Source organism: Paenarthrobacter sp. NPDC057355, from assembly GCF_042667405.1.
GTDB lineage: Bacteria > Actinomycetota > Actinomycetes > Actinomycetales > Micrococcaceae > Arthrobacter.
Genome location: NZ_JBHVAL010000001.1, coordinates 650,016 through 672,087, shown reverse-complemented (window position 1 = coordinate 672,087; position 22,072 = coordinate 650,016). Strand labels below are relative to the sequence as shown.

Sequence of the window (22,072 nt, the reverse complement as noted above, 5' to 3'; positions counted from 1 at the left end):
TGACAGGGGTTCGGCAGTGGGCCTTAAAGAGCTGACACCGCAAGAACGTGCCGATGCGTTGGAAAAGGCCGCGAAGGCCCGGGCCGTACGGGCCGCAGCCAAGGAGAAGCTAAAGCGCGGGGAAGTGAGCATAGCGGAGTTGATCTCCTCGGGTGCAACAGACGAGGCTATCGCCCGCATGCGGGTAGTGGAGCTGCTGGAGGCGTTGCCGGGTATCGGCCCGGTCCGGGCCGCAGGGATCATGGCGGATATCGGAATCGCCGGATCCCGGCGGATCAGGGGGTTGGGAATTCACCAGGCTCAAGCGCTGGTAGATTTTATGGATACCCAACAAAGCGTTTAACGCATTTCCCCGAAGGAATCCGTGAGCAAGAATCCTGGACTGACCGTCCTTGCCGGCCCTACTGCCGTTGGCAAGGGAACCGTATCCACCTACATCAGGGACAACTATCCAGAGGTTTGGCTTTCGGTGTCGGCCACCACCAGGGCCGCCCGTCCGGGTGAGAAGGATGGGGTCCACTACTTCTTCAAGTCCGCCGAAGAGTTCGATGCCCTGGTAGCGGACGGTCAATTGCTGGAGTGGGCCGTGGTCCACGGCCAGAACCGCTATGGCACTCTTCGCAGCACGGTCGAAGCCGCTATCGCCGAGGGAAAGTCCGTCCTGCTTGAGATCGACCTTCAGGGTGCGCGGCAGGTCAAGGCCGCCGTCCCCGATGCGAACTTTGTCTTCCTGGCCCCGCCCAGCTGGGACGAAATGGTCCGCCGGCTGGTTGGCCGCGGCACCGAAACTGCCGAAGAACAGCAGCGTCGGCTGGAAACCGCTAAACTGGAACTTGCTGCTGAACCGGAGTTTGACCACACCGTCATCAATGACGACGTTCGCCGGGCAGCGGACGAGCTTGTTTCACTCATGGGGCTTACCCCGCACGGGCGCTAAAGCGCCTGTTTGTTGGCCCGCTAGAATTTGGAGAATTCGTGTCCACGAACCTTGAAGGCATCATCAACCCGCCGATCGATTCGCTGCTTGAGGCTGCCGATTCCAAGTACGGCCTGGTGATCTTCGGCGCCAAGCGTGCCCGCCAGATCAACGCTTACTACGCCCAGCTGCACGAGGGCCTGTTCGAGTACGTCGGTCCGTTGGTTGACACCAAGCTGAACGAGAAGTCGCTCTCGATCGCCCTGCGCGAGATCAACGAAGGCCTGCTGGTCTCCACGCCGATCGAGCCCGCAGAATAAAGCAGACTGCCTGTTGACGGAGGTCACGTGCGCATAGTCCTCGGAGTCGGGGGAGGGATTGCAGCCTACAAGGTCGCATCGCTCCTCCGGCTTTTTACTGAAGCCGGCCACCAGGTCACGGTGATCCCCACGGAGGCAGCTACCCGCTTTGTCGGGGTCGCCACGTGGGAAGCACTCTCGGGCAATCCGGTAAGCAACAGCGTCTTTGACGATGTCGACAAGGTCAACCATGTCCGTCTTGGGCACCAGGCTGATCTGATCGTTATTGCTCCAGCTACTGCCGACCTCCTGGCGAGGGCTGCCACCGGCCAGGCAAATGACCTCCTGACCAACACCTTGCTGATGGCCCACGGCCCGGTGCTTTTCGCGCCCGCCATGCACACTGAGATGTGGCAGCACGCAGCAACGCAGGCCAACGTGGAAACGCTGCGCAGCCGCGGTGTGACGGTCCTCGAACCGGCATCCGGACGGCTTACCGGCGCCGATTCCGGTCCGGGCCGCCTGCCCGAGCCGGAAGCCATCTTTGCCGCCGCCATCGCGTTGGCGGACGCTGCCGGGACCACCGCGGATAGTCCAGTGCCTTCGCCCCGGCACGCATCGCTTGCGGGCAGGACGGTCACGATTTCGGCCGGTGGAACCAGGGAGGCCCTGGACCCGGTCCGGTTCCTCGGCAACCGATCCTCCGGCAAGCAGGGCGCTGCCCTGGCCAGTGCTGCGCTGGCTGCCGGAGCCACCGTGCGGTTCCTGGCCGCGCACATGGACGTCGAGCCGCCCGCCGGCGTCGAGCTTGTCCGCGTTGAGTCAGCTTTGGAACTGCGCGAGGCAGCGCTGAAAGCGGCGGCCGATTCCGACGTCGTCATTATGGCCGCGGCCGTCGCGGACTTCCGTCCGGCAGAGGTTTCGGATACGAAAATCAAGAAGGTCGACGGCGAGGACGCACCGCTGGTGCGCCTGGTCCGGAACCCGGACATCCTGCATGAGCTGGTGGAACGGCGAAACGCCGCCGGTGGCCAGCAGTTGATTGTTGGCTTCGCGGCCGAAACCGGAGACGCCCAGGGCGATGTCCTGGAGCACGCAACGGCAAAGCTCAAGCGCAAGGGCTGCGATCTGCTTGTTGTCAACCAGGTGGGAGTCGGGCAGGTCTTTGGGCAGGACGAGAACTCCGTGGTCATCCTCTCAGGCCATGGCGCTGAACCGCAGTCCGCTGCCGGTTCCAAGGCTGACGTCGCTGCCGCGGTGGTCGATCGCGTGGGTGCAGAACTCGCGCGGGTCTTCCCGGCCATGTGACCGAGCCCATCCCTGAATTCTTAGCAAAGGGACACACGGCGGATGCTGTGATCCCGCAACCCAGTAAGGTGGTCGAGTGACTTTACCGCTGCACCATGAACACCATGGCACCCCGTCCAAGCTCCGGCTCTTCACTTCCGAGTCGGTGACCGAAGGGCACCCGGACAAGATCTGCGACCAAATCAGCGACTCCATTCTTGACGCGCTGCTCGCCGCGGACCCTGAGTCGCGCGTGGCCGTTGAGACCATGGCCACCACCGGTTTGGTGCACGTTGCCGGTGAGGTCACCACCGACGCCTACGTCGAAATTCCGCAAATTGTCCGCGAGACCATCCTCGGCATCGGCTATGACTCGTCCGCCAACGGATTCGATGGCGCCCGCTGCGGCGTTTCGGTCTCCATCGGCCAGCAATCCAACGACATCGCAGGCGGCGTCTTCAACTCGCTGGAGGCCCGCGAGGGACGCCAGGAAGACGACTACGACCTCCAGGGTGCCGGCGATCAGGGCATCATGTTCGGCTATGCCAGTGATGAAACGGCTTCCTACATGCCCACGCCGATCTGGCTGGCACACCGGCTTTCTGAGCGCCTCACCGAAGTCCGCAAGAACGGCGAACTCGCGTACCTGCGGCCCGACGGCAAGACCCAGGTCACGGTAGGGTACGACGGCGACCGGCCGGTTTCCGTGGAAACGGTTGTCATCTCCAGCCAGCACGCAGAGGAAGCGAGCCTGGAACAGCTCCGCGCCGACCTCGCAAGCCATGTCATCGATCCCGTTCTTGCGGCATCGAACCTGGACCTCTCGCGTACGGCCAACATCCTGAACCCTGCTGGTGCCTTCGTCATCGGAGGACCGGTAGGTGACGCTGGACTGACCGGCCGCAAGATCATCGTGGACACCTACGGCGGATTCTCCCGCCACGGTGGTGGAGCGTTTTCCGGCAAGGATCCGTCGAAGGTTGACCGCTCTGCGGCGTACGCCATGCGGTGGGTTGCAAAGAACGTAGTGGCAGCGGGCCTTGCCAAGCGCGCCGAAATCCAGATTGCCTACGCCATCGGCCAGGCACGCCCCGTCGGTACGTACGTTGAGACCTTTGGCACGGAGACGGTCGACCCTGCCCGCATCAGCGAGGCCATCGATGAACTCTTCGATCTCCGGCCCCGCGCCATCATCGACGCCCTGGACCTCAAGCGCCCCATTTACGCCAAGACGGCCGCCCACGGGCACTTCGGACGGGACGAGCCCGACTTCACCTGGGAGCGGCTGGACCGGGTGGCGGACCTGAAGGAATACTTCAACGCCTGATTCCACCCGCGATACGCCACGAAGTTGTTTTGTCGGTGGTTCGTGATTGGCTTTAGCCAGAGAGATGCCCGCAGTTGGTCAATCCCGCTGCGGGCATCTGCGTTGATGCGGTAGATAGTCCTGTGCACGGCAGTGGGCGTACGAAGAGCTGGAGGTGAAGGTTATGGCAGGCCATGAGGCCCAGCCGTCATTGCTTCAGCCATCGTTGCTGCAGGGGTTCCCGGACCGGCCTCCTGTTCAGGGGCCGCCCCTGGCCAAGCACCTTCCTGTAGCCCGTGTGGTCCTGGAGTCACCGCTGCCCCACCTGGACAGGCCCTTTGACTACAGTGTCCCCACTGAACTGGCTGAGGAAGCGGCTCCCGGCGTCCGCGTCAAGGTGAAATTCAACGGCCAGGAACTTGGCGGGTACATCCTGGACCGGCTCGATGCCTCGGACGCAGCATCACCGTTGACGCCCCTGCACAAGGTAGTTTCCCCGGTGGCGGTTCTGACGCCGGACGTTGCCCGGCTTGCCGGCAATGTCGCTGCTCGCTACGCGGGAACCTTGAGCGATGTCCTGCGCTCGGCGATCCCTCCACGGGTTGCCAAAGTGGAGAAGGAATTGCTGGGCGGGGATCTTGACCCCAGTGCCCCGGAAGCAGGGGCGGATGGGATGCCGGCTTTTGATGCCCGGGCTTGGAGCCGCTACACCAACGGCACGCCGTTTCTGCAACACCTGGCCAGCGGCGGTTCACCCAAGGCCGTTCTGACCGCCCTGCAAGGATTCGGGCCTGATGGTTGGCCTGCCCTGGTGGCCGCCGCAGTGGCAACTGTCAGATCCTCGGGCCGCGGTGCGATCGTTGTGGTCCCTGATTACCGGGATCTTGACCGCGTGGAGGCGGCGCTGGCAGCGGTCCTGCCTCCGTCCGACGTCGCCCGCCTGACCGCCGATGACGGCCAGACGCCCCGGTACCGCAACTTCCTGCGGCTCTTGAATGGTTCCGCGCGGGTAGCCGTAGGTACCCGTTCCGCAGCTTTTGCGCCGGTCAAGGACCTTGGACTGGTGGTGTGCTGGGACGACGGCGACGATCTTCACATTGAACAACGGGCGCCCTACGCGCATACCCGCGAGGTCCTGCTTTTGCGGTCGGAGCAGGAGAATGCCGCATGCCTGATGGCCTCGCACAGCCGGAGCACCGAACTCCAGCGGCTGGTGGAGCTGCAATGGGCTGTGCCGGTGGAAGCACCACGAAGCACTGTCCGTGACACCGTGCCCCGCGTCCTGAATACCGCTGACAGTTTCGAACAGGAACGCGATCCCTTGGCACGCATCGCGCGCTTGCCGGGAGCCGCCTGGCGTGCCGCGAAGGAAGGGCTGGAACGTGGCCCGGTACTGGTGCAGGTTGCCCGCGCCGGTTACGCGCCGTCGTTGGTGTGTGAGACGTGCCGGGAGCTTGCCCGGTGCAACAACTGCCAGGGACCGCTGGCCGTTTCCAGCAGCTCTTCGATTCCTGCTTGCCGTTGGTGCTCCACGCCGGCACCCCACTGGCGTTGCTCGCACTGCAGCGGCACCAGGCTGCGCAGGGGTGCTGTCGGTGCCATGAGGACGGCGGAGGAGCTTGGCCGGGCGTTTCCAGGCAAGGCTGTCGTGACGTCATCCGGCGACCACGTCAAAGCAAGCGTGCCGGATGCTTCCGCGCTGGTGGTGGCGACGGTAGGTGCTGAACCGGTGGCGCCACAGGGTTACGCGGCAGCTTTGTTGTTGGATGGCAATTCCTTGCTTCGGCGCGAGAACCTCCGGGCCGGCGAGGACACTGTGCGTCGGTGGTTCAACGCCGCTTCCCTGGTGAAGCCCGCCAGCCAGGGTGGCTTGGTGGTCATCACGGCGGACGATACCGCCGCGACGGGCGCCCTCTTGCGGTGGGACGCGGCGGGTTACGCGTCGCGCGAGTTGGATCTGCGTAAAGAGCTCCAGCTGCCGCCGGCGGTCCGTGTCGCCTCCGTGACAGGTACCCGGGCCGACGTCGGGCATTTTGCTGAGGCGTTCGGGGCCAGCGCCTCCTTGGCCGGGCAGCTACGCAAGGCCGGGCCGGCGCCCGTGCAGCTGTTCAGTGGCACATCATCAGGAGTCCCGGGGCACGACGAAGCGGACGTCCGCATGCTCTACTTCATCCCCTACGCTGACGCTGCGGAGGCGACCAAGGCCATGCGTGCAGTCAAGGCGGCCAGCGCGGCCAAACGTACGGCAGGACCTGTCCAACTCCGTCTTGACGGGGTGGACGTCCTCTAGCGCCGGGCGCCTCAGGCCCTGCGCTGCCGCAGGGCCACCACTTCCTCAGCAGCAGCCAACAGTTGCCGTGCCGAATCGTCCCAGTTGAACGCGGCGGCACGCTCTACTGAATTCCGTGAGCGCTGCTGCCACAGGGCGTCGTTTCCGAGGGCGTTCACGGCAGCGGCGAAGTCCGTCGGCGAGCCCGGATCAACATAGCTGACGGCGTCGCCGCCGACTTCCCTGAAGATGGGGATGTCACTGGCAATCACAGGAGTTCCCAATGCCATGGCCTCCACCAAGGGCAGGCCGTATCCTTCCGCGCGGGAAAGGCTGATGAGTGCGGTTGCGCGGAGCAGGAGGGCGTCGTACTCGGCGTCAGTGACGCCGTTGTGGAAGATGACCTTGGCACCTTCCGGTACCAGGGCCTGCAGTTCCGCCTTGCGCTCCGGAGTGATACGGCTCAAAAGGTGCAAGGTGTAGTCCTGCAAACCGGCCATGCCGCGGATCATGGTTTCCACGTTCTTGTAGGGCATGAACGAGCCCATATACAGCAACGTCTTATCAGCGCCGGCTGTGGCGTCGCGCGGTGTCTGACCTGGTTGGGGAGCATTGCCCACGATCCGTACGGGCCGTTTGGTCAGCCTGTATTTGGCCATCAGGGCTTCGGTGGTGTGGCTGATGGTGGCCACGATGTCGGCCCGGTTCAACAACAGCCGCTGCGGCCAGTATGCCTTGTGGTAGAGCCGCCACAGGACGCGCACGGGAGCGGGCAAGAACCCCGGGGGAGCCGGGTGCTCGTAGTAGATGAGGTCGTGGAGGGTCAGTACCAGTCCGTACTTGCGCCCGAGCGTACCCATGGTCTGCATGGGGCACACGACGACGTCCGCGCCCAGGGGGTTGACCTTGCGGGCCACGAACAGCTCCAAGGGAGAGAGGGGGCTGTTGATCAGCACGTAAGGCATGTCGGGCAACAGGGCAAGCTGCCGCTTGTCGCTGATGAGCATTGTGACGTCGGCGATTTTCGATGTAGCGGCTATGAGGCTGGAACCGTAGCGGCTGATGCCATCGTGGTGGTCCGTTCGGGTAAAGCGGGCGTCGATGACAATTTTCACGCGGGGTGTTCCTCCAGGAAGGCACGGATCGCCACTGCTGCGGGGACCGGGGTTTCGTAGTGGATCAAATGCCCGACGCCGGGAATGACTTCCAGCGTTGCATCCGGCAGGCGCTCCATGAGTTTGTGCTGGCTGGGGAGGGTGGCGATCTCGTCTTTTTCGCCGGCAACCAGCAGCACCGGCAGGTGCAGTTGCTCCGCGACGTCCGCTACGTTCCCGGAGACGGAGGCCTTGAAGGATTCGAGCAGGCTTTTCCGGTCAGCGAACGCGCTGAAATAGGCATCATGTTGGCCGTGGATGAAACGGCGCAGTTCCTTATCCTTGGTCTTGGCCATGGTGATGCTCATGACCCGGACGATCGCGCGGTTTCGCAGGACGGCCAGGCCGAAGCGGCGGGGGAGCTTCGCTGATGCCTGGTAGTACAGGACAGCGAGTTTGGTCATGATGCCCTTGGGGCCCTCCAGGGCCGGTGCTGCGATGGGGTTGATCAGGACCAGCGGGTAAACCGCCCCCGGGTGCGCCGCGGCAAAGTGGCTCGCGACGATCGAGCCGAAGGAATGGCCGAGCAGCACGGTCTTGGGGCCAAGGTCCAACGCGGCCATGAAAGCGGCAATGAAGTCCCCGTACCGTTCCACGGTGTGTTCTTCGCCAACGAAGGGTTCCGAACTTCCGAAGGCGGGAAGGTCGGGCATGATGATCCGCATTTCGGGAAGCTGGTCCGCCACCCGCAACAAGCCGTGGTGGTCACCCCTGAAGCCATGGATGACCAGGATGGTGCGGGTTGCCGGCGTTGTGGATACCGGCTCATAGATCCAGTACGCCACGGTGCTTCCGTCGACGTCGACTTCGGAGGCGCGGGTCCGGGGCCGCAACTCCTTGCTGAAATATTGGCTGGGGGCCTGTGCGCCGTTGGGGGAGCGCCCGGTGTCCACTGAGTCCATTCGGTAGTCCTACTTCACATTGTCCGGGTGCGACCCGGTTCGATGATGGCGTTCGAGTCCGGCGATACCGTCCATGTCAGCCGCGTCGAGTTCGAAATCGAAGACTTCGTGGTTTTCCTTGATCCTGGCTGCCGAGCTGGCTTTGGGAATGACCAGGTTGCCCAGCTGCAGGTGCCAGCGCAGGATGATTTGCGCGGGAGTGCGGTTGTATTTTCCGGCCAGGGCGACGATGGCAGGGTCCGCCAGCACCTGGCCCCTGCCGAGGGGACTCCATGCCTCCGTGGCGATGCCCAGCTGCTGGTGCAGGAGCCGCAAACGGCCCTGCTGCAGCCAGGGGTGCAACTCGATCTGGTTGACTGCGGGGACAACTTCGGCCTTCTGCATGAGTTCGTCCAAATGCCCCGGCTGGAAGTTGGACACCCCGATTGCCCGGACCTTGCCCTCCCTGTAAAGGGTCTCCATTGCCTTGTACGTTTCGACAAAGAGTCCCCGGTCGGCGCAAGGCCAGTGAATGAGATAAAGGTCCACGTAATCGAGCCCAAGGTTGGATATGGAGGTATCGAAGGCGCGGAGCGTGGAATCGTAGCCGTGGTCCTCGTTCCAGACCTTGGTGGTGACGAACAAGTCCTCGCGGGCGAGGGTGTGGAGGGACTCTCCGGAGCCGCCCGTGTCGCTGTTGTAGCGTGCCGCGTCTCCGATGGCGCCGCCCAGGGCGCGCCCCACTCCTACTTCGTTGCCGTACATGGCCGCAGTGTCGAACCGCCGGTAACCCTCGCCCAACGCGGTGGAGACCAGGACATCGGCGTCCTTGGGCGGGACTTTGTAGAGGCCGAATCCCAGGCGTTCCATGGTGACGCCATTGTTCAAGGCCAGCGGGCTGGGGGATCTCATAGCAACGACTCTACCCATTCCTTGCACGAATACTTCAGGAGTGCCCGTTGAAACTCACGAGGCGTCGTGCTGAGGCCTCATCCAAAATCAGGTCCGTGGCCAGGCCGGCAGCCAGCGCGCCCTGAAGTCCATTGATTTTTGACGCGCCGGAGACCACGCAGATGCGCCGGCGGACTTGCCGGAGTTGCTCATGGCTTGGTCCTGTTGAGCGTTCGTTCAAGGTGATGCCGTCCGAGGATCCATCACCGCGGAAAAAAACTGTTGCAACATCGCCCACGACGTCGTCCGCGGCCAGCATGGTGAGGTCGTGTTCATCAAGGTAACCGCCAGCATACACATGGCTCGGGTAGTCGGAGTCGACTGATCCCACACCGAAAATGGCAATGCTCATGCGGGCCTGCAAGTCCAGGATCCGTTGAACGCTGCGCTCATTCCACATGGCGGTCTTCGTGGCGGCGTGGTCGAAAAATGCGGGCACGGGGAACTGTTCCACCCGTGCACCGTAGGCGCTGCCGAATCGGCGCATGATGTCGCTGGCATATGTGATGCCCGTGGTTTGCATGTTTCCGGCGCCGTTGAGCTGGACCACGATGCTGTCGTGGGTGACCTTCCTGGTGAGGTGCCGGCTGACGGCGCTGAGGGTGGCGCCCCAGGCCACGCCGATGATGGCGTTCGAGTCCACCAGCGGGCCAATGGTCCGTGCAGCCTGCATGGCCACGCGGTCCAGGGTCTCGGCTTCGTTGAGCGTGTCCAGTACCGGGACCACGTGGACATCCACCCCGTACTGGCTCCGGATCTGGCTTTCCAGCTCCGGTCCGGTATCGAATGGACTGCGGATCTGGACCTGGACCAGGCCCGTTTCGCGGGCGGAGGAGAGGAGCCTTGAGACTGTTGAGCGGGACGTCCGCAGCTCGCGGGCGATCGCATCCATGGTCAGGTCCTGCAAGTAATACATTTGTGCAGCCCGGAGTGCGTCCGAGTGACGTGATCGTGCCATCTCATTTCCTTCCTGCACGTTTGTGCAAATAGCTTGACTCCATTTTCCACCTTCGCAAGATTAGTGGTGAACGGTGCAGCAGCGAGTGGCGCAGCGCACGAACCAAGCCCAAGGGAGCAGTTTTGGGACACAACAGGATTTCCGGTACCTCACAGCACTCACAGCAGCGTGACTCCGTCGTCGCACTTCAGGAGCGTCCGACGGCGAAGGTACTCATCATCGGCGGTGGCATCAATGGTGTCGGAACCTTCCGGGACCTCGCACTGCAAGGCGTCGACGTAGCGCTCGTTGAACGCGGCGACTACTGCCAAGGGGCCAGCGGTGCGTCGTCGCACATGATCCACGGCGGCATCCGCTACCTCGAAAACGGCGAATTCCGCCTCGTCCAGGAATCCGTTGTTGAGCGCAACAGGCTGCTCCGGATTGCCCCTCACTACGTGAAGCCGCTCCAGACCACCATTCCGATCTTCAGTACTTTCTCGGGAATCCTTTCTGCCCCGACGCGCTTCCTGACCCACAAGCAGGGCAAGCCCAAGGAGCGCGGTGCGTTCCTCATCAAGGTGGGCCTGAGCATGTACGACTTCTTCTCCCGCGACGGCGGAAGTGTTCCCCGCCACCAGTTCCGGGGACGCACCCGCGCCCTTGCCGAACTGCCCAAGTTGCACTCCGGCATCAAATACGCAGCAACCTACTTTGATGCCTCCGTGCACAACCCGGAGCGACTGACCCTGGACGTCCTGCAGGACGGCGAGAAGGCAGGCCTTGGCGGCGGCCTTCCAGGAGGAAGCGCCCGTGCCAGCAACTACGTCTCCCTCGTCTCCATGGGGACAGACGGAGTCCGCCTGCGCGACGAACTGACCGGCAAGGAATTCGACTTCCAGGCCGACGTTATCGTCAACACCACAGGTGCTTGGGTGGATCTCACCAACCAGGCCATGGGGGCTGCCAGCCGGTTCATGGGCGGCACCAAGGGCTCCCACATTGTCCTTGACCACCCCGAACTGCTTGCCGCCTGCAACGGCCGCGAGATCTTCTTTGAACACACAGACGGCCGCATCGTGCTGATCTACCCGATGGGTGACCGCGTCCTGGTGGGTACCACCGACGTGGACGCCGACATGTCCGAGGACGCCGTCTGCACCGAAGAAGAAATCGACTACTTCTTCGACCTGGTGGGCCACGTCTTCCCCACGATCAAGGTGGAGAGGGACCAGATCGTCTATAGCTTTGCCGGTGTTCGTCCATTGCCGCGGCACGATGAGACCCAGCCCGGATTCGTCTCCCGCGACTACCGCATCGAGCGCAACGTACGCACCGGAAAAGACGCCGTGACAACGCCAGGCGGCAAGGACGCCGTCGTACTGAGCCTGGTGGGCGGCAAGTGGACAACATTCCGCGCCTTGGCAGAACACATGACCAACGACGTCCTGCGCGAACTGGGCATGGAGCGCAAAGTCTCGACGGCGAAACTCGCCATCGGCGGCGGCGCTGGCTTCCCGGATACCGAACAGGGCGAACAGGAATGGATCAAGAAGCACATGGGACCGGGCCTGGACGCTGACCGTGTTGCCGTCCTGTTGACCCGATACGGAACCCGGGCCGAAGCCGTCATCGAATACCTCAACGCCGGCCAGGACCAGCCGCTCCGGTCAACCCGCGAACTCAGTGTTCGTGAACTGGCCTTCATGGCCGAACACGAGCAGATCGGACACCTGGTCGATGTCCTCATCCGCAGGACGTCCCTGGCGTTCCGCGGCCTCGTGACCGGCGAATTGCTCAACGAGATCGCCGCAGCCCTGTCCGAGCCGCTTGGTTGGGACGCAGCAACCCGTGAAGCCGAAATCCGCCACGCCCAGGAGGTACTCCAACGGTTCCACAAGGTTGACGTGCACAGCCTCGTAGCCTAGGCCGGCACCCAAACAGCTTGACCGTCCCACTGTGCGGCAGGGACGGAATGGGGGTAGGTGGGCCCGACTGGGGACCACCACACCGGGACGGCTCCGGAGACAACGGAGCCGTCCCAACAGCCTCTTCACCCGCGAAGAGGCTGACAACAGAAAATAGAGGAGTCAAAGATGTCTCTTGGAATAGTTTTCCTTTCCGAAGTATTCGGAACCATGATGCTGACCCTGCTGGGTTGCGGTGTTGTGGCCAACGTTGCGCTCAAAGGCACCAAGGGCAACAACGCTGGATTCTTGATGGTGACGTGGGGCTGGGGCATTGCGGTCTTCGCGGGCGTTTTCGTGGCCGCCAAGTCCGGTGCACACCTTAACCCGGCAGTCACCTTGGGCCTGCTGGTCAACGGCAAGGGCGAGTACGCGCCGGACGTAGCGGTCACCTTCGGCTCGACCCTGACGTATTTCGGTGGTGAACTCCTCGGTGCGTTCCTGGGCGCTGTGGTTTGCTGGCTCGCCTACAAGCAGCACTTCGATGAAGAGCCCCTGGCAGCAAACAAGCTGGGCACCTTCTCCACCGGACCGGCCATCCGCTCAACTCCGTGGAACCTGATCACCGAAATCATCGGCACCTTCGTCCTGGTCTTCGTCATCCTGACCTTTGGCGGAACCCCCTCGGGACTCGGTCCGCTGGCCGTAGCACTGCTCGTCGTCGGTATCGGTGTGTCCCTCGGTGGGCCGACCGGCTACGCCATCAACCCCGCACGTGACCTCGGTCCGCGCATCGCACACGCCATCCTTCCCATCAAGGGCAAGGGCTCCAGCGACTGGGCCTACTCCTGGGTTCCGGTTGCAGGACCCCTGGTCGGTGGCGCCTTGGCCGGGCTTGTTGGCCTTTTGGTACCGGGCATCATGCCTGCACTTGCCGGCTGACCCCGCCTGCAACAACCGTTCTTATCCGCACGCAACAGAACCCACCGAGTAACCAACAAGAACAGACAAGGACGTCACAATGAACCAATACGTCATCGCCATTGACCAGGGCACCACCAGCTCGCGAGCCATCGTTTTCGACCACTCGGGCAACATTGTCTCCACCGGCCAGATGGAACACGAGCAGATCTTCCCCCAGGCCGGTTGGGTTGAACACAACCCGGCGAAAATCTGGAACAACACCCGGGAGGTCATTGCCTCGGCACTGTCAAAGGCGAACCTGACACGGCACGATATTGCCGCCGTCGGTATTACCAACCAGCGCGAAACAGCCGTGGTGTGGGACAAGAACACCGGCGAGGCTGTCTACAACGCCATTGTGTGGCAGGACACCCGCACGCAGCCGATCGTCGACCAGTTGGCGCAGGACGGAGGCCTTGAGCGCTTCAAACAGAAGGTGGGCCTTCCGCTGGCCACCTACTTCTCCGGCACCAAGATCAAGTGGATACTGGACAACGTTGACGGTGCGCGCGAGAAAGCCGAAGCGGGCGACCTCATCTTCGGCAACACCGACGCCTGGGTCCTCTGGAACCTGACCGGCGGTGTCGACGGCGGCGTGCACGTCACCGACGTCACCAACGCTTCGCGCACCCTTTTCATGGACCTTGAAACCCTGCAATGGGACCAGGAAATCCTGGACATCTTTGGTGTTCCGGCGTCCATGATGCCCACCATAAAGTCCTCGTCCGAGGTCTACGGCCAGGTCCACACCTCGCAGCTCCTGCGTGAGACCCCCGTTGCGGGCATCCTCGGTGACCAGCAGGCCGCAACCTTCGGCCAGGCCGCTTTCCAGCCCGGCGAAGCGAAGAACACCTACGGCACCGGCTGCTTCCTGATCTTCAACACCGGCGAGGAAATCGTCCACTCCAAGAACGGCCTCCTCACCACCCTCGGCTACAAGCTGGGAGACGAGAAGCCGCACTACGCCCTTGAAGGCTCCATTGCCGTGACGGGTTCGCTCATCCAGTGGCTGCGCGACAACCTGGGCATGATCAGTTCAGCCCCGGAGGTCGAGCAACTGGCCGCTGCAGTGGAAGACAACGGTGGCGTCTACATCGTCCCCGCCTTCTCCGGCCTCTTCGCCCCGTACTGGCGCGCCGACGCACGCGGCGCAATCGTGGGCCTCACGCGGTTCGCCAACAAGGGCCACATCGCCCGCGCCGCCCTGGAAGCCACCGCTTTCCAGACCCGCGAGGTACTTGACGCCGTCAACGCCGACTCGGGCGTTCCGCTCACCGAGTTGAAGGTCGACGGCGGCATGGTCGCCAATGAGGCACTGATGCAGTTCCAGGCCGACATCCTCGGTGTGCCCGTGGTCCGCCCGAAGGTCGTGGAAACCACGGCTTTGGGTGCTGCCTACGCGGCTGGCCTGGCTGTCGGATTCTGGAAGGACCTGGGCGAGCTCAGCGCCAACTGGAACGAGGACAAGCGCTGGGAGCCGCAGTTGCCGGCTGAAGAGCAGGAACGCCAGCTGCGCCTCTGGAAGAAGGCAGTGACCAAGTCCATGGACTGGGTCGACGAGGACGTTAAGTAAGGTCGGCGACCCGACGCCTTAGCCGTTATGGGGGCCCCGCCCGCTTCGCGGACGCCCGAAGCCGCTCCCGGGCCCCCATAACGGCACGGCGTCAGTGAGCCGGCCTTCCCTAAGCCGCTCGATGCGACTGGGCTCGGGGATCGTGCGCTATTGTAGATCTATGCGTGCGATCCTTCTGCTTAGCTAGCCGCCCGGCTTTATCAGCCGTGCGGCCGCCCCTCCATTGTTGAGGGGCTTTTGTGTGTCCGGGGCATTCCGGGCCGCAGCAGGAGGCAATACCGCCATCGAAGAACAGAAGAGGGCAGCAGTGAGCGTTCAGCCGGAGACAGAGACCGGAACAGCACAGACAGCCGCAGCCGAAGCGCCTGAAGAAGGCGTCTACAGCTTCGCTGCGATGGAAGCCAAGTGGCCGCAGGTCTGGGAGGACCTCAAAGTCTTCACGCCTGCCGACGACGGCTCGCGCGAACGCCGCTATGTCCTGGACATGTTCCCCTACCCTTCCGGCGACCTTCACATGGGCCACGCCGAAGCGTTTGCGATGGGGGACGTCGTCGCACGCTACCTGCGCCAGAAGGGCTTCGACGTCCTGCATCCCATCGGCTGGGACTCTTTCGGCCTGCCCGCCGAAAACGCAGCCATCAAGCGCAACGCCCACCCCAGCGAGTGGACCTACGCCAACATCGACACCCAGGCGGCATCGTTCAAGCGCTACGCCATCTCGGCCGACTGGTCGCGCCGCATCCACACCTCGGACCCCGAGTACTACCGGTGGACCCAGTGGCTGTTCAAGCGCTTCTACGAGCGAGGCCTGGCCTACCGCAAGGACTCCCCGGTCAACTGGTGCCCCAAGGACCTCACCGTCCTGGCCAACGAGCAGGTCGTCAACGGTGCCTGTGAGCGTTGTGGCACGCCGGTCACCAAGAAGTCCCTGAACCAGTGGTACTTCAAGATCACTGACTACGCGGACCGCCTGCTCGAAGACATGGACCAGCTGCAGGGCCACTGGCCCGAGCGCGTGCTGGCCATGCAGCGCAACTGGATCGGCCGGTCCGAAGGTGCCCACGTGCGCTTCGTCATCGAGGCTACGGAAGACCGGGCCGAGCGCGAAGTCACCGTCTTCACCACCCGTCCCGACACCCTCTACGGTGCAACGTTCTTCGTCGTCGCAGCTGACGCACACCTGGCGCTGGATCTGGTGACCCCTGGGCAGCACGATGAACTGATGGCGTACCGCGAGAAGGTCAAGGCCCTCTCGGAAATCGAACGCCAGTCCACCGAGCGCGAGAAGACCGGCGTCTTCACCGGCCGCTACGCCATCAACCCGCTCAACGGTGAAAAGCTGCCGGTGTGGGCTGCGGACTACGTGCTGGCCGACTACGGCACCGGTGCCATCATGGCCGTGCCCGCCCACGACCAGCGCGACCTCGACTTTGCCAAGGCCTTCGACCTGCCCGTTCGCCCGGTACTGGAAACCGGAGGCGAGGACCCGGCCGAGACCGGTGTGGCTACCGCCGGCGAAGGCACGCTCATCAACTCCGGCGAGCTGGAAGGCCTGTCCAAGGCCGAAGCCATCCCGGCAGCCATCCAGATCCTGGAAAAGCTCGGAACCGGCGAAAAGTTCGTCAACTTCCGCCTGCGTGACTGGCTGCTGAGCCGCCAGCGTTTCTGGGGCACGCCCATCCCGATCATTCACTGTGGTGAGTGCGGCGAAGTACCCGTGCCCGATGACCAACTGCCGGTCAGGCTCCCTGACAACCTGCGTGGTGAGGCGCTGGCCCCGAAGGGGACCTCTCCGCTGGCCGCCGCCGTCGAGTGGGTCAACGTTGAATGCCCCAACTGTGGACGTGCCGCCCAGCGCGATACGGACACCATGGACACCTTCGTCGATTCCTCCTGGTACTTCCTGCGCTTCGTCTCGCCTGAGTACACAGAGGGCCCCTTCGATCCTGAGAAGATCAACGACTGGATGCCCGTTGGCCAGTACGTGGGCGGCGTGGAGCACGCTATCCTGCACCTGCTGTACGCCCGGTTCTTCACCAAGGTCATCAAGGACATTGGACTGATCGAGGCCAACGAGCCCTTCTCTGCGCTGCTGAACCAAGGGCAGGTGCTCAACGGCGGAAAGGCCATGAGCAAGTCCCTCGGAAACGGCGTGGACCTCGGTGAGCAGTTGGACAAGTTCGGCGTCGACGCCGTCCGCCTCACCATGGTCTTTGCCTCGCCGCCGGAAGACGACGTCGACTGGGCGGATGTTTCGCCGTCGGGCTCTGCCAAGTTCCTGGCGCGTGCCTGGCGTCTTGGCCAGGACGTCAGCAGCGAGCCCGGTGTTGACCCGGCCGTGGGCGACCGTGCGCTGCGTACGGTGACCCACAAGACCATTGCCGACGCTGCCGAACTTTTGGACAACAACAAGTTCAACGTCGTTGTGGCGCGCCTCATGGAGTTGGTCAACGCCACCCGCAAGACCATCGACTCCGGTGCAGGTGCGGCGGACCCCGCCGTCCGCGAGGCAGTCGAAGCCGTTGCGGTCATCCTGAGCCTCTTCGCTCCGTACACCGCTGAGGACCTGTGGAACGCGCTGGGGCACCCGGCATCCGTGGCAAACGCCGGCTGGCCCACCCACGACGAAGCCCTGCTGGTCCAGGACACCGTCACAGCTGTGGTCCAGGTCCAAGGCAAGGTCCGTGATCGTTTGGAAGTGTCTCCTGACATCGCTGAAGATGAGCTCCGCGAGCTCGCTTTGGCTTCGGAGAACGTCCAACGCGCCCTGGACGGCCGTGGCATCCGCACCGTGATCGTGCGGGCACCTAAACTGGTGAACATCGTTCCTGCCTAGCGGGGACTGTGCGGCCGCCGGCACTGTGCCGGCGGCCGGCCATCATCTTTGGAGGTTGCGTGCCTGAGCGAGAACCACCCGCTTGGATGTGGCTCAAGGAAAGAGTGGCGCGCCTCCGGCAACCAGCGGCGGCCGTTCCTGTCGCTGACGAGCCACTTGCCGCCGTCGTCAAGACTGCCGTGGTCACTGATTCAGCAGCCGCATTGCCCGCTGACTGGGTTTCCGCTTTTACGGCCGACGGTCGTCTGGCCGTTGTTCCCATGCCTGTGATGGTGGGGAATGAAATCTATGGCGAAGGTGAAGACGACATCACCCAGACGTTGTCGTTGGCCCTTGCCTCGGGGGCTTCAGTAAAGACATCGCGTCCCTCACCCGGACAGTTTGAGCAGGCGTATCTGGCTGCCCAGCGGCGTGGTTTTGAGGCCGTAGTCTCCATCCATATCTCATCGGAACTTTCCGGAACCGCCGACGCCGCCCGCCTGGCTGCGGCCCGCGTGGCGATTCCCGTGGAAGTCGTTGATTCCCGCACCGTCGGCATGGCCCAGGGGATGGGTGTCCAAAGCGCCGTTGTGGCCGCGGCTGACGGGCGGGAAGCCGCTGAAGTCCGTGATTTCGCCGTGGAGCGGATGGAACGTACCAAGGTGTACTTCTACGTCCCCAGCCTGGAGCAGCTGAGGCGCGGTGGGCGTATTGGAGCCGCGGCGTCACTCCTGGGTACAGTGCTGGCGATAAAGCCCATCCTGGCGGTCGACGGCGGCAAGATCGTGCCGCTCGAGAAGGTCCGTTCCGCCGTGCGCGCCATAGCCCGACTTGAGGAAATTGTTGCTGCCGACGTGGCTTCCCGCCCCGCTGGACAGCAACGATTGGCGGTCCACCATTTCGGCAACCAGATCGAGGCGGAAGCCTTGGCGGCCCGCCTGAATGCAAGCTGCCCGGATTGCCCGGCGCCCCAGATCAGTGCGCTGCCGGCGGTCCTGGCAGCGCATGCCGGGCTCGGAGTGCTCGCCGTCATTGTGGGGGAGAGCAGTACGCCGGCGGGGTGATATCGTGGCAAAAATTCCACCGACTCTTCTGTAATTGGAGTGCTGCGGGGGCGTACCAGGGCGGCTGCTTCAGTCTGCTCCGGGTTTTCCACATAGCGCTGAAACCGCGCTCCGATGCTGCGTACCCCACCATAGGCTCGGTTCATGCCACGCTGGAACCGCGACGTATCCCCAGACGCCGCAGCGCGGGCGGCGCGGGAGCGGTTTGCCTCCCGAATGACCCCTGATGGTGGAGGTCAACCGTTGTTGGACCTGGTCGATGCCGATGAGTCGGGCGGGTCCTCCGACGACCTGGAGTCGTTGCTCGGTGGTTCCTCCGCCACAAGCGCGCCCACCGGCCGCCTGCGTTGGCGGACACCGTGGCGGGTTGCGGCGTTCCTTGCGGTGGCGGGCGCCGTGCTCATGGCGTGGCACTTCTGGCAGCTCGCAGACGGGCAAGCCTCGTCTGAACCGTTGAGCGAGGCCGCCGCACCGACAGGTCCGTCCAGCCCTGGTATCACCACAGGCGAGGAATCTGCCGATACCACGGGGGCAGCCGCTGCGACCCCGGAAGGGGGAGCAGGGGCGATCGTTGTCCATGTGGCCGGTGCGGTGGGCAAGCCCGGGGTTGTCTCTTTGCCGCAGGGGAGCCGGGTGTTCCAGGCCATCAGTGCCGCCGGTGGGGCTGCCCCGAATGCCGAGCTGGCGGCCCTCAACCTCGCCGAAGTGCTCACGGACGGAAGCAAACTGTACGTCCCCCTGGTGGGAGAGGCGGCTCCACCAACGGCGTCCTCTGGTAGCGGCACCGGGACCACCAGCGGGACAGCTGGACCCGCAGCGGCTGGCGCCAAGGTCAACATCAACACGGCGTCACTGGAGGAACTTGGCACGTTGCCCCGGGTAGGGCCGGTTACGGCACAACGCATATTGGATTGGCGCAAGGAGCGCGGAGCGTTCACGTCCGTGGACGAACTTGATGCCGTGGACGGGATTGGGCCCAAGCTCATGGAGTCACTCAAGGACCTTGTGACGGTGCAAGGTGGCTGATGCCGGCGCCGAAACGGGGCCAACCAAGCGAACGGATCTCAGGTTGGTGCCCGCCGTCGTCACCGCCTGGGGTGCGGCGTTGGTGGGCAGCTTCAATGGCGCCCTGTGGTCTTGGGCCATGGCAGGCGTCCTGGCGATCGCCGGCGCGGTCCTGATGATCGGTGGACGCCGGCAGCAACCCGCCCGAACCCGCGCCAGGACACTGCCGGCAACCTTCGCGCTGGCGTGTTTCATGGGCGCGTCAGTTGCTGTCCATTGCGCTGCCATAGCAACCCAACGTGAAGCCGGACCACTTGCACAGGCAGTCGCTGGCAATGACGGCGTGGTGATCCAGCTCCTGATCACGGCAAGCCCCGAGGAAGCGAGCGTGCCGGGTCATACAGGTGCATCCAGATGGACAGTGGAGGCCACCATGAAGGAAGTCACCGCCAAGGGCACATTGACGCGGGGAGCCGCCGAGGTCGTGGTGACCGGAGGCGATTCGTGGAAGGGGGTGCAACCTGGCCAACTTGTCAGAACCACCGGAATCCTGAAGGACGTGCGGGAGGGGCAAACAGAGGCAGCTCTTCTATCGGCGTCGTCCGGACCCGTCGTGATCCGCTCACAATTCGATGTCCGTCAATCGGCTGGGCAACTTAAGCAAGCGTTCAGCAGTGCCACACAATGGTTGCCCCCTGACGCAGCCGGGCTTTTGCCGGGGATGGTTACAGGAGATACCAGCACGATGCCTGAGAGTCTCGAAACGGACATGAAGACCACCGGTATGACACATTTGACTGCAGTCAGCGGCGCCAATTGCAGCTTGGTCCTTGGAGGATTCATCGTGCTGGCTCGCTCGCTCCGGCTGTCGCGCCCGGTCTCTGCCTCTTTGGCGGCATGCGGACTGGCGGGCTTCGTTGTCGTGGTCGGCCCGGATCCAAGCGTCTTGCGTGCAGCCGTCATGGGGGCCGTAGGGTTGGCCGCCATGGCAGGCGGGCTTCGTGGACGATCCCTGACCTTCCTTTGCGTTGCCGCAGCGGTCCTGTTGCTTATTGATCCGGCTATGGCTGCGAATGTGGGTTTCCTCCTGTCCGTGCTGGCCACTCTCGGTATCGTGCTGTTGGCCCGCCGGATTGCCTCCTGGATCCCTGACCGTGTTCCCAGATGGATCGCTGCCGGAGCGGCAGTTCCCTTGTCCGCCCAACTGCTGTGCGGTCCGGTCATCGTGGCACTCCAACCGCAATTCACGCCATATGCCTTCGTAGCCAATGTGGTGGCCGGTCCTTTGGTAGCCCCGGTAACCATTTTGGGAACCATCGCCGTGCCGCTAACCGAGTTCGTCCCTTGGCTGGCGGTGGTGCCCGTTGCGGTCGCCGGTGGCTGTGCGGCGGCAGTCGCGGGGGTGGCCAGGTATTTCGCCGGCCTTCCCGGTGCGGCACTGCCGTGGGCCGAGGGCCTGGCCGGAATTGCCTCCATGATGCTCGGCTCAGTGGTTACCATCACTGCAGTCTGGATGCTGCTGCATCCGCGGCCGCTGGTGGCACGCGTCATGGCCCTGCACGGCGTGGTGGTGGCAGTGTTGGAACGCATCTCATGGCACGGGCATGGCAGACTTGATACCTGCAGGAAATCGTCCGGAAGGAAACACCAGTGGCTGCTGCCCAAAATACCCGGGCCAAGAACTCCGCGGCGAACAACGTCTCCTGGCGGGACGCGGCACCGGCCGCCGTAGTGCTGATTACCGGTCCGGAGGAGTACCTCGGCATCCGCGCCATGGACCGGATCCGCACACAGGTACGGACAACTACGCCGGATGTGGAGCTCAGCCGTCTGAACGCAGGCTCCTACGAAGCCGGGACGTTGGCGATGACGGTCACTCCGTCCCTCTTCGGCGAAGGAAAGCTCATTGAGGTTGAGGGCCTCGAAGCCATGAACGATGCGTTCCTGGCAGACGGACTGGCCTACCTTCAACATGCTGATCAGGACGTTGTCCTGGTCCTTCGGCACGGCGGTGGAGTGCGCGGCAAGAAGCTGCTTGATGCCGTGAAGGCCGGCGGGTGGCCAGTCATCGAATGCCAGCCCCTGAAAAAGGACGCCGACAAAACTGCTTTCGTTGTCGCGGAGTTCAAAGCGGGCGGCCGCCGCATTGAAGGCGAAGCTGTCCAGGCGTTGGTGAATGCTGTCGGAGCCAATCTTTCCGAGCTTGCCTCGGCATGTGGCCAGCTCATCGCCGATGCCACTACAGCTGTGACGGCAGAGACGGTGGAGCGCTACTACGGCGGGCGTGTGGAAGCTACGGCCTTCAAAGTCGCGGATGCTGCCATGGCTGGCAACGGCCCGGTGGCGCTGTCCACCCTTCGGCACGCACTGGCCACCGGCGTCGATCCCGTTCCGCTGGTGGCTGCCTTGGCGGCCAAGCTTCGGACACTGGCCAAAGTTGCCGGGGCGAATGGGTCATCGGCAACCATCGCCAAAAATCTCGGCATGCAGCCTTGGTTGGTGGAGCAGGCGCAACGTGATGTCCGCCGGTGGACTCCCGAGGGCCTCATCCGCTCGATCCAGGTCATCGCAGAGGCGGACGCCCAGGTAAAAGGCGAGTCCCGTGATCCGGTGTACGCCGTGGAACATGCGGTGACGGTGATCGCCACCTCCGCCAGCCGACGCTGAAGCCGGCTTGGTGCCGCCTGGGTGCCGGCCGGCTCATGGCAGTTCTTAAAACCCAAAGGCCGGCACCCCAGGGGCGCC

General features: G+C 63.8%; 18 protein-coding genes. 14 read left to right on the top strand and 4 right to left on the bottom strand.

Features of this window, described 5'->3' with window-relative positions; genetic code table 11:
* Nucleotides 1-16 precede the first annotated feature (16 nt).
* The 6 genes from mihF (at nt 17) to ACFUOZ_RS03050 (ending at nt 6,098) form a co-directional block, all read left to right on the top strand.
* Entirely contained in the window at nt 17-343 is a 327-nt protein-coding gene (gene mihF / locus ACFUOZ_RS03075) for an integration host factor, actinobacterial type (protein WP_363931824.1), read from the top strand.
* Between the two features lie 21 nt (nt 344-364).
* A complete protein-coding gene (gene gmk / locus ACFUOZ_RS03070; protein WP_144658923.1) occupies nt 365-937 on the top strand; it encodes a guanylate kinase in 573 nt (190 codons plus the stop codon).
* A gap of 38 nt (nt 938-975) precedes the next feature.
* Nucleotides 976-1,236, top strand: a complete 261-nt coding sequence (gene rpoZ / locus ACFUOZ_RS03065; protein ID WP_017197559.1) for a DNA-directed RNA polymerase subunit omega — start codon at nt 976-978, stop codon at nt 1,234-1,236.
* Nucleotides 1,237-1,263: 27 nt separating this feature from the next.
* Entirely contained in the window at nt 1,264-2,523 is a 1,260-nt protein-coding gene (gene coaBC / locus ACFUOZ_RS03060; RefSeq protein WP_377544653.1) for a bifunctional phosphopantothenoylcysteine decarboxylase/phosphopantothenate--cysteine ligase CoaBC, read from the top strand.
* A 76-nt stretch (nt 2,524-2,599) separates the two neighbouring features.
* Entirely contained in the window at nt 2,600-3,829 is a 1,230-nt protein-coding gene (metK, locus tag ACFUOZ_RS03055; protein ID WP_262275106.1) for a methionine adenosyltransferase, read from the top strand.
* Nucleotides 3,830-3,992: 163 nt separating this feature from the next.
* Nucleotides 3,993-6,098 carry a primosomal protein N' gene (locus tag ACFUOZ_RS03050; RefSeq protein ID WP_377544649.1) on the top strand — a complete coding sequence of 702 codons (2,106 nt, stop codon included), beginning with the start codon at nt 3,993-3,995 and terminating at the stop codon, nt 6,096-6,098.
* 11 nt (nt 6,099-6,109) lie between these two features.
* Here the strand turns inward: ACFUOZ_RS03050 and ACFUOZ_RS03045 are convergent, their stop codons facing one another.
* From ACFUOZ_RS03045 to ACFUOZ_RS03030, 4 genes are read right to left on the bottom strand one after another with little or no spacing between them, the layout of a single operon-like run.
* A complete protein-coding gene (locus tag ACFUOZ_RS03045) occupies nt 6,110-7,192 on the bottom strand; it encodes a glycosyltransferase family 4 protein (RefSeq protein ID WP_377544646.1) in 1,083 nt (360 codons plus the stop codon).
* The gene (locus ACFUOZ_RS03040) at nt 7,189-8,133 is read right to left on the bottom strand and encodes an alpha/beta fold hydrolase (RefSeq protein WP_377544643.1); all 945 of its coding nucleotides are present in this window, start codon (nt 8,131-8,133) and stop codon (nt 7,189-7,191) included. Before ACFUOZ_RS03040 ends, ACFUOZ_RS03045 begins: the two co-directional genes overlap by 4 nt.
* A 9-nt stretch (nt 8,134-8,142) precedes the next feature.
* Nucleotides 8,143-9,024, bottom strand: a complete 882-nt coding sequence (locus tag ACFUOZ_RS03035) for an aldo/keto reductase (RefSeq protein ID WP_377544640.1) — start codon at nt 9,022-9,024, stop codon at nt 8,143-8,145.
* 34 nt (nt 9,025-9,058) lie between these two features.
* Nucleotides 9,059-10,021 (bottom strand): sugar-binding transcriptional regulator, encoded by a 963-nt coding sequence (locus ACFUOZ_RS03030; RefSeq protein ID WP_377544637.1) that lies wholly within the window; start codon nt 10,019-10,021, stop codon nt 9,059-9,061.
* A 122-nt stretch (nt 10,022-10,143) separates the two neighbouring features.
* Between ACFUOZ_RS03030 and ACFUOZ_RS03025 the strand changes: the two genes are divergently transcribed.
* From ACFUOZ_RS03025 to holA, 8 genes are all read left to right on the top strand, one after another.
* Nucleotides 10,144-11,928, top strand: a complete 1,785-nt coding sequence (locus ACFUOZ_RS03025; protein WP_377544634.1) for a glycerol-3-phosphate dehydrogenase/oxidase — start codon at nt 10,144-10,146, stop codon at nt 11,926-11,928.
* Between the two features lie 168 nt (nt 11,929-12,096).
* A complete protein-coding gene (locus tag ACFUOZ_RS03020; RefSeq protein ID WP_377544631.1) occupies nt 12,097-12,849 on the top strand; it encodes an MIP/aquaporin family protein in 753 nt (250 codons plus the stop codon).
* 79 nt (nt 12,850-12,928) lie between these two features.
* A complete protein-coding gene (glpK, locus tag ACFUOZ_RS03015; protein WP_377544628.1) occupies nt 12,929-14,443 on the top strand; it encodes a glycerol kinase GlpK in 1,515 nt (504 codons plus the stop codon).
* A 307-nt stretch (nt 14,444-14,750) separates the two neighbouring features.
* Entirely contained in the window at nt 14,751-17,279 is a 2,529-nt protein-coding gene (gene leuS / locus ACFUOZ_RS03010) for a leucine--tRNA ligase (RefSeq protein WP_377544964.1), read from the top strand.
* Nucleotides 17,280-17,287: 8 nt separating this feature from the next.
* Nucleotides 17,288-18,322, top strand: coding sequence for a DegV family protein (locus ACFUOZ_RS03005; RefSeq protein ID WP_377544626.1), 1,035 nt, complete (start codon nt 17,288-17,290; stop codon nt 18,320-18,322).
* Between the two features lie 144 nt (nt 18,323-18,466).
* Entirely contained in the window at nt 18,467-19,348 is an 882-nt protein-coding gene (locus ACFUOZ_RS03000; protein ID WP_377544624.1) for a helix-hairpin-helix domain-containing protein, read from the top strand.
* Nucleotides 19,341-21,059: a ComEC/Rec2 family competence protein gene (locus ACFUOZ_RS02995; RefSeq protein WP_377544621.1), complete on the top strand. Its 1,719-nt coding sequence runs from the start codon at nt 19,341-19,343 to the stop codon at nt 21,057-21,059. Before ACFUOZ_RS03000 ends, ACFUOZ_RS02995 begins: the two co-directional genes overlap by 8 nt.
* A complete protein-coding gene (gene holA, locus ACFUOZ_RS02990; RefSeq protein ID WP_377544619.1) occupies nt 20,978-21,994 on the top strand; it encodes a DNA polymerase III subunit delta in 1,017 nt (338 codons plus the stop codon). Before ACFUOZ_RS02995 ends, holA begins: the two co-directional genes overlap by 82 nt.
* The last annotated feature ends 78 nt before the right edge of the window (nt 21,995-22,072 follow it).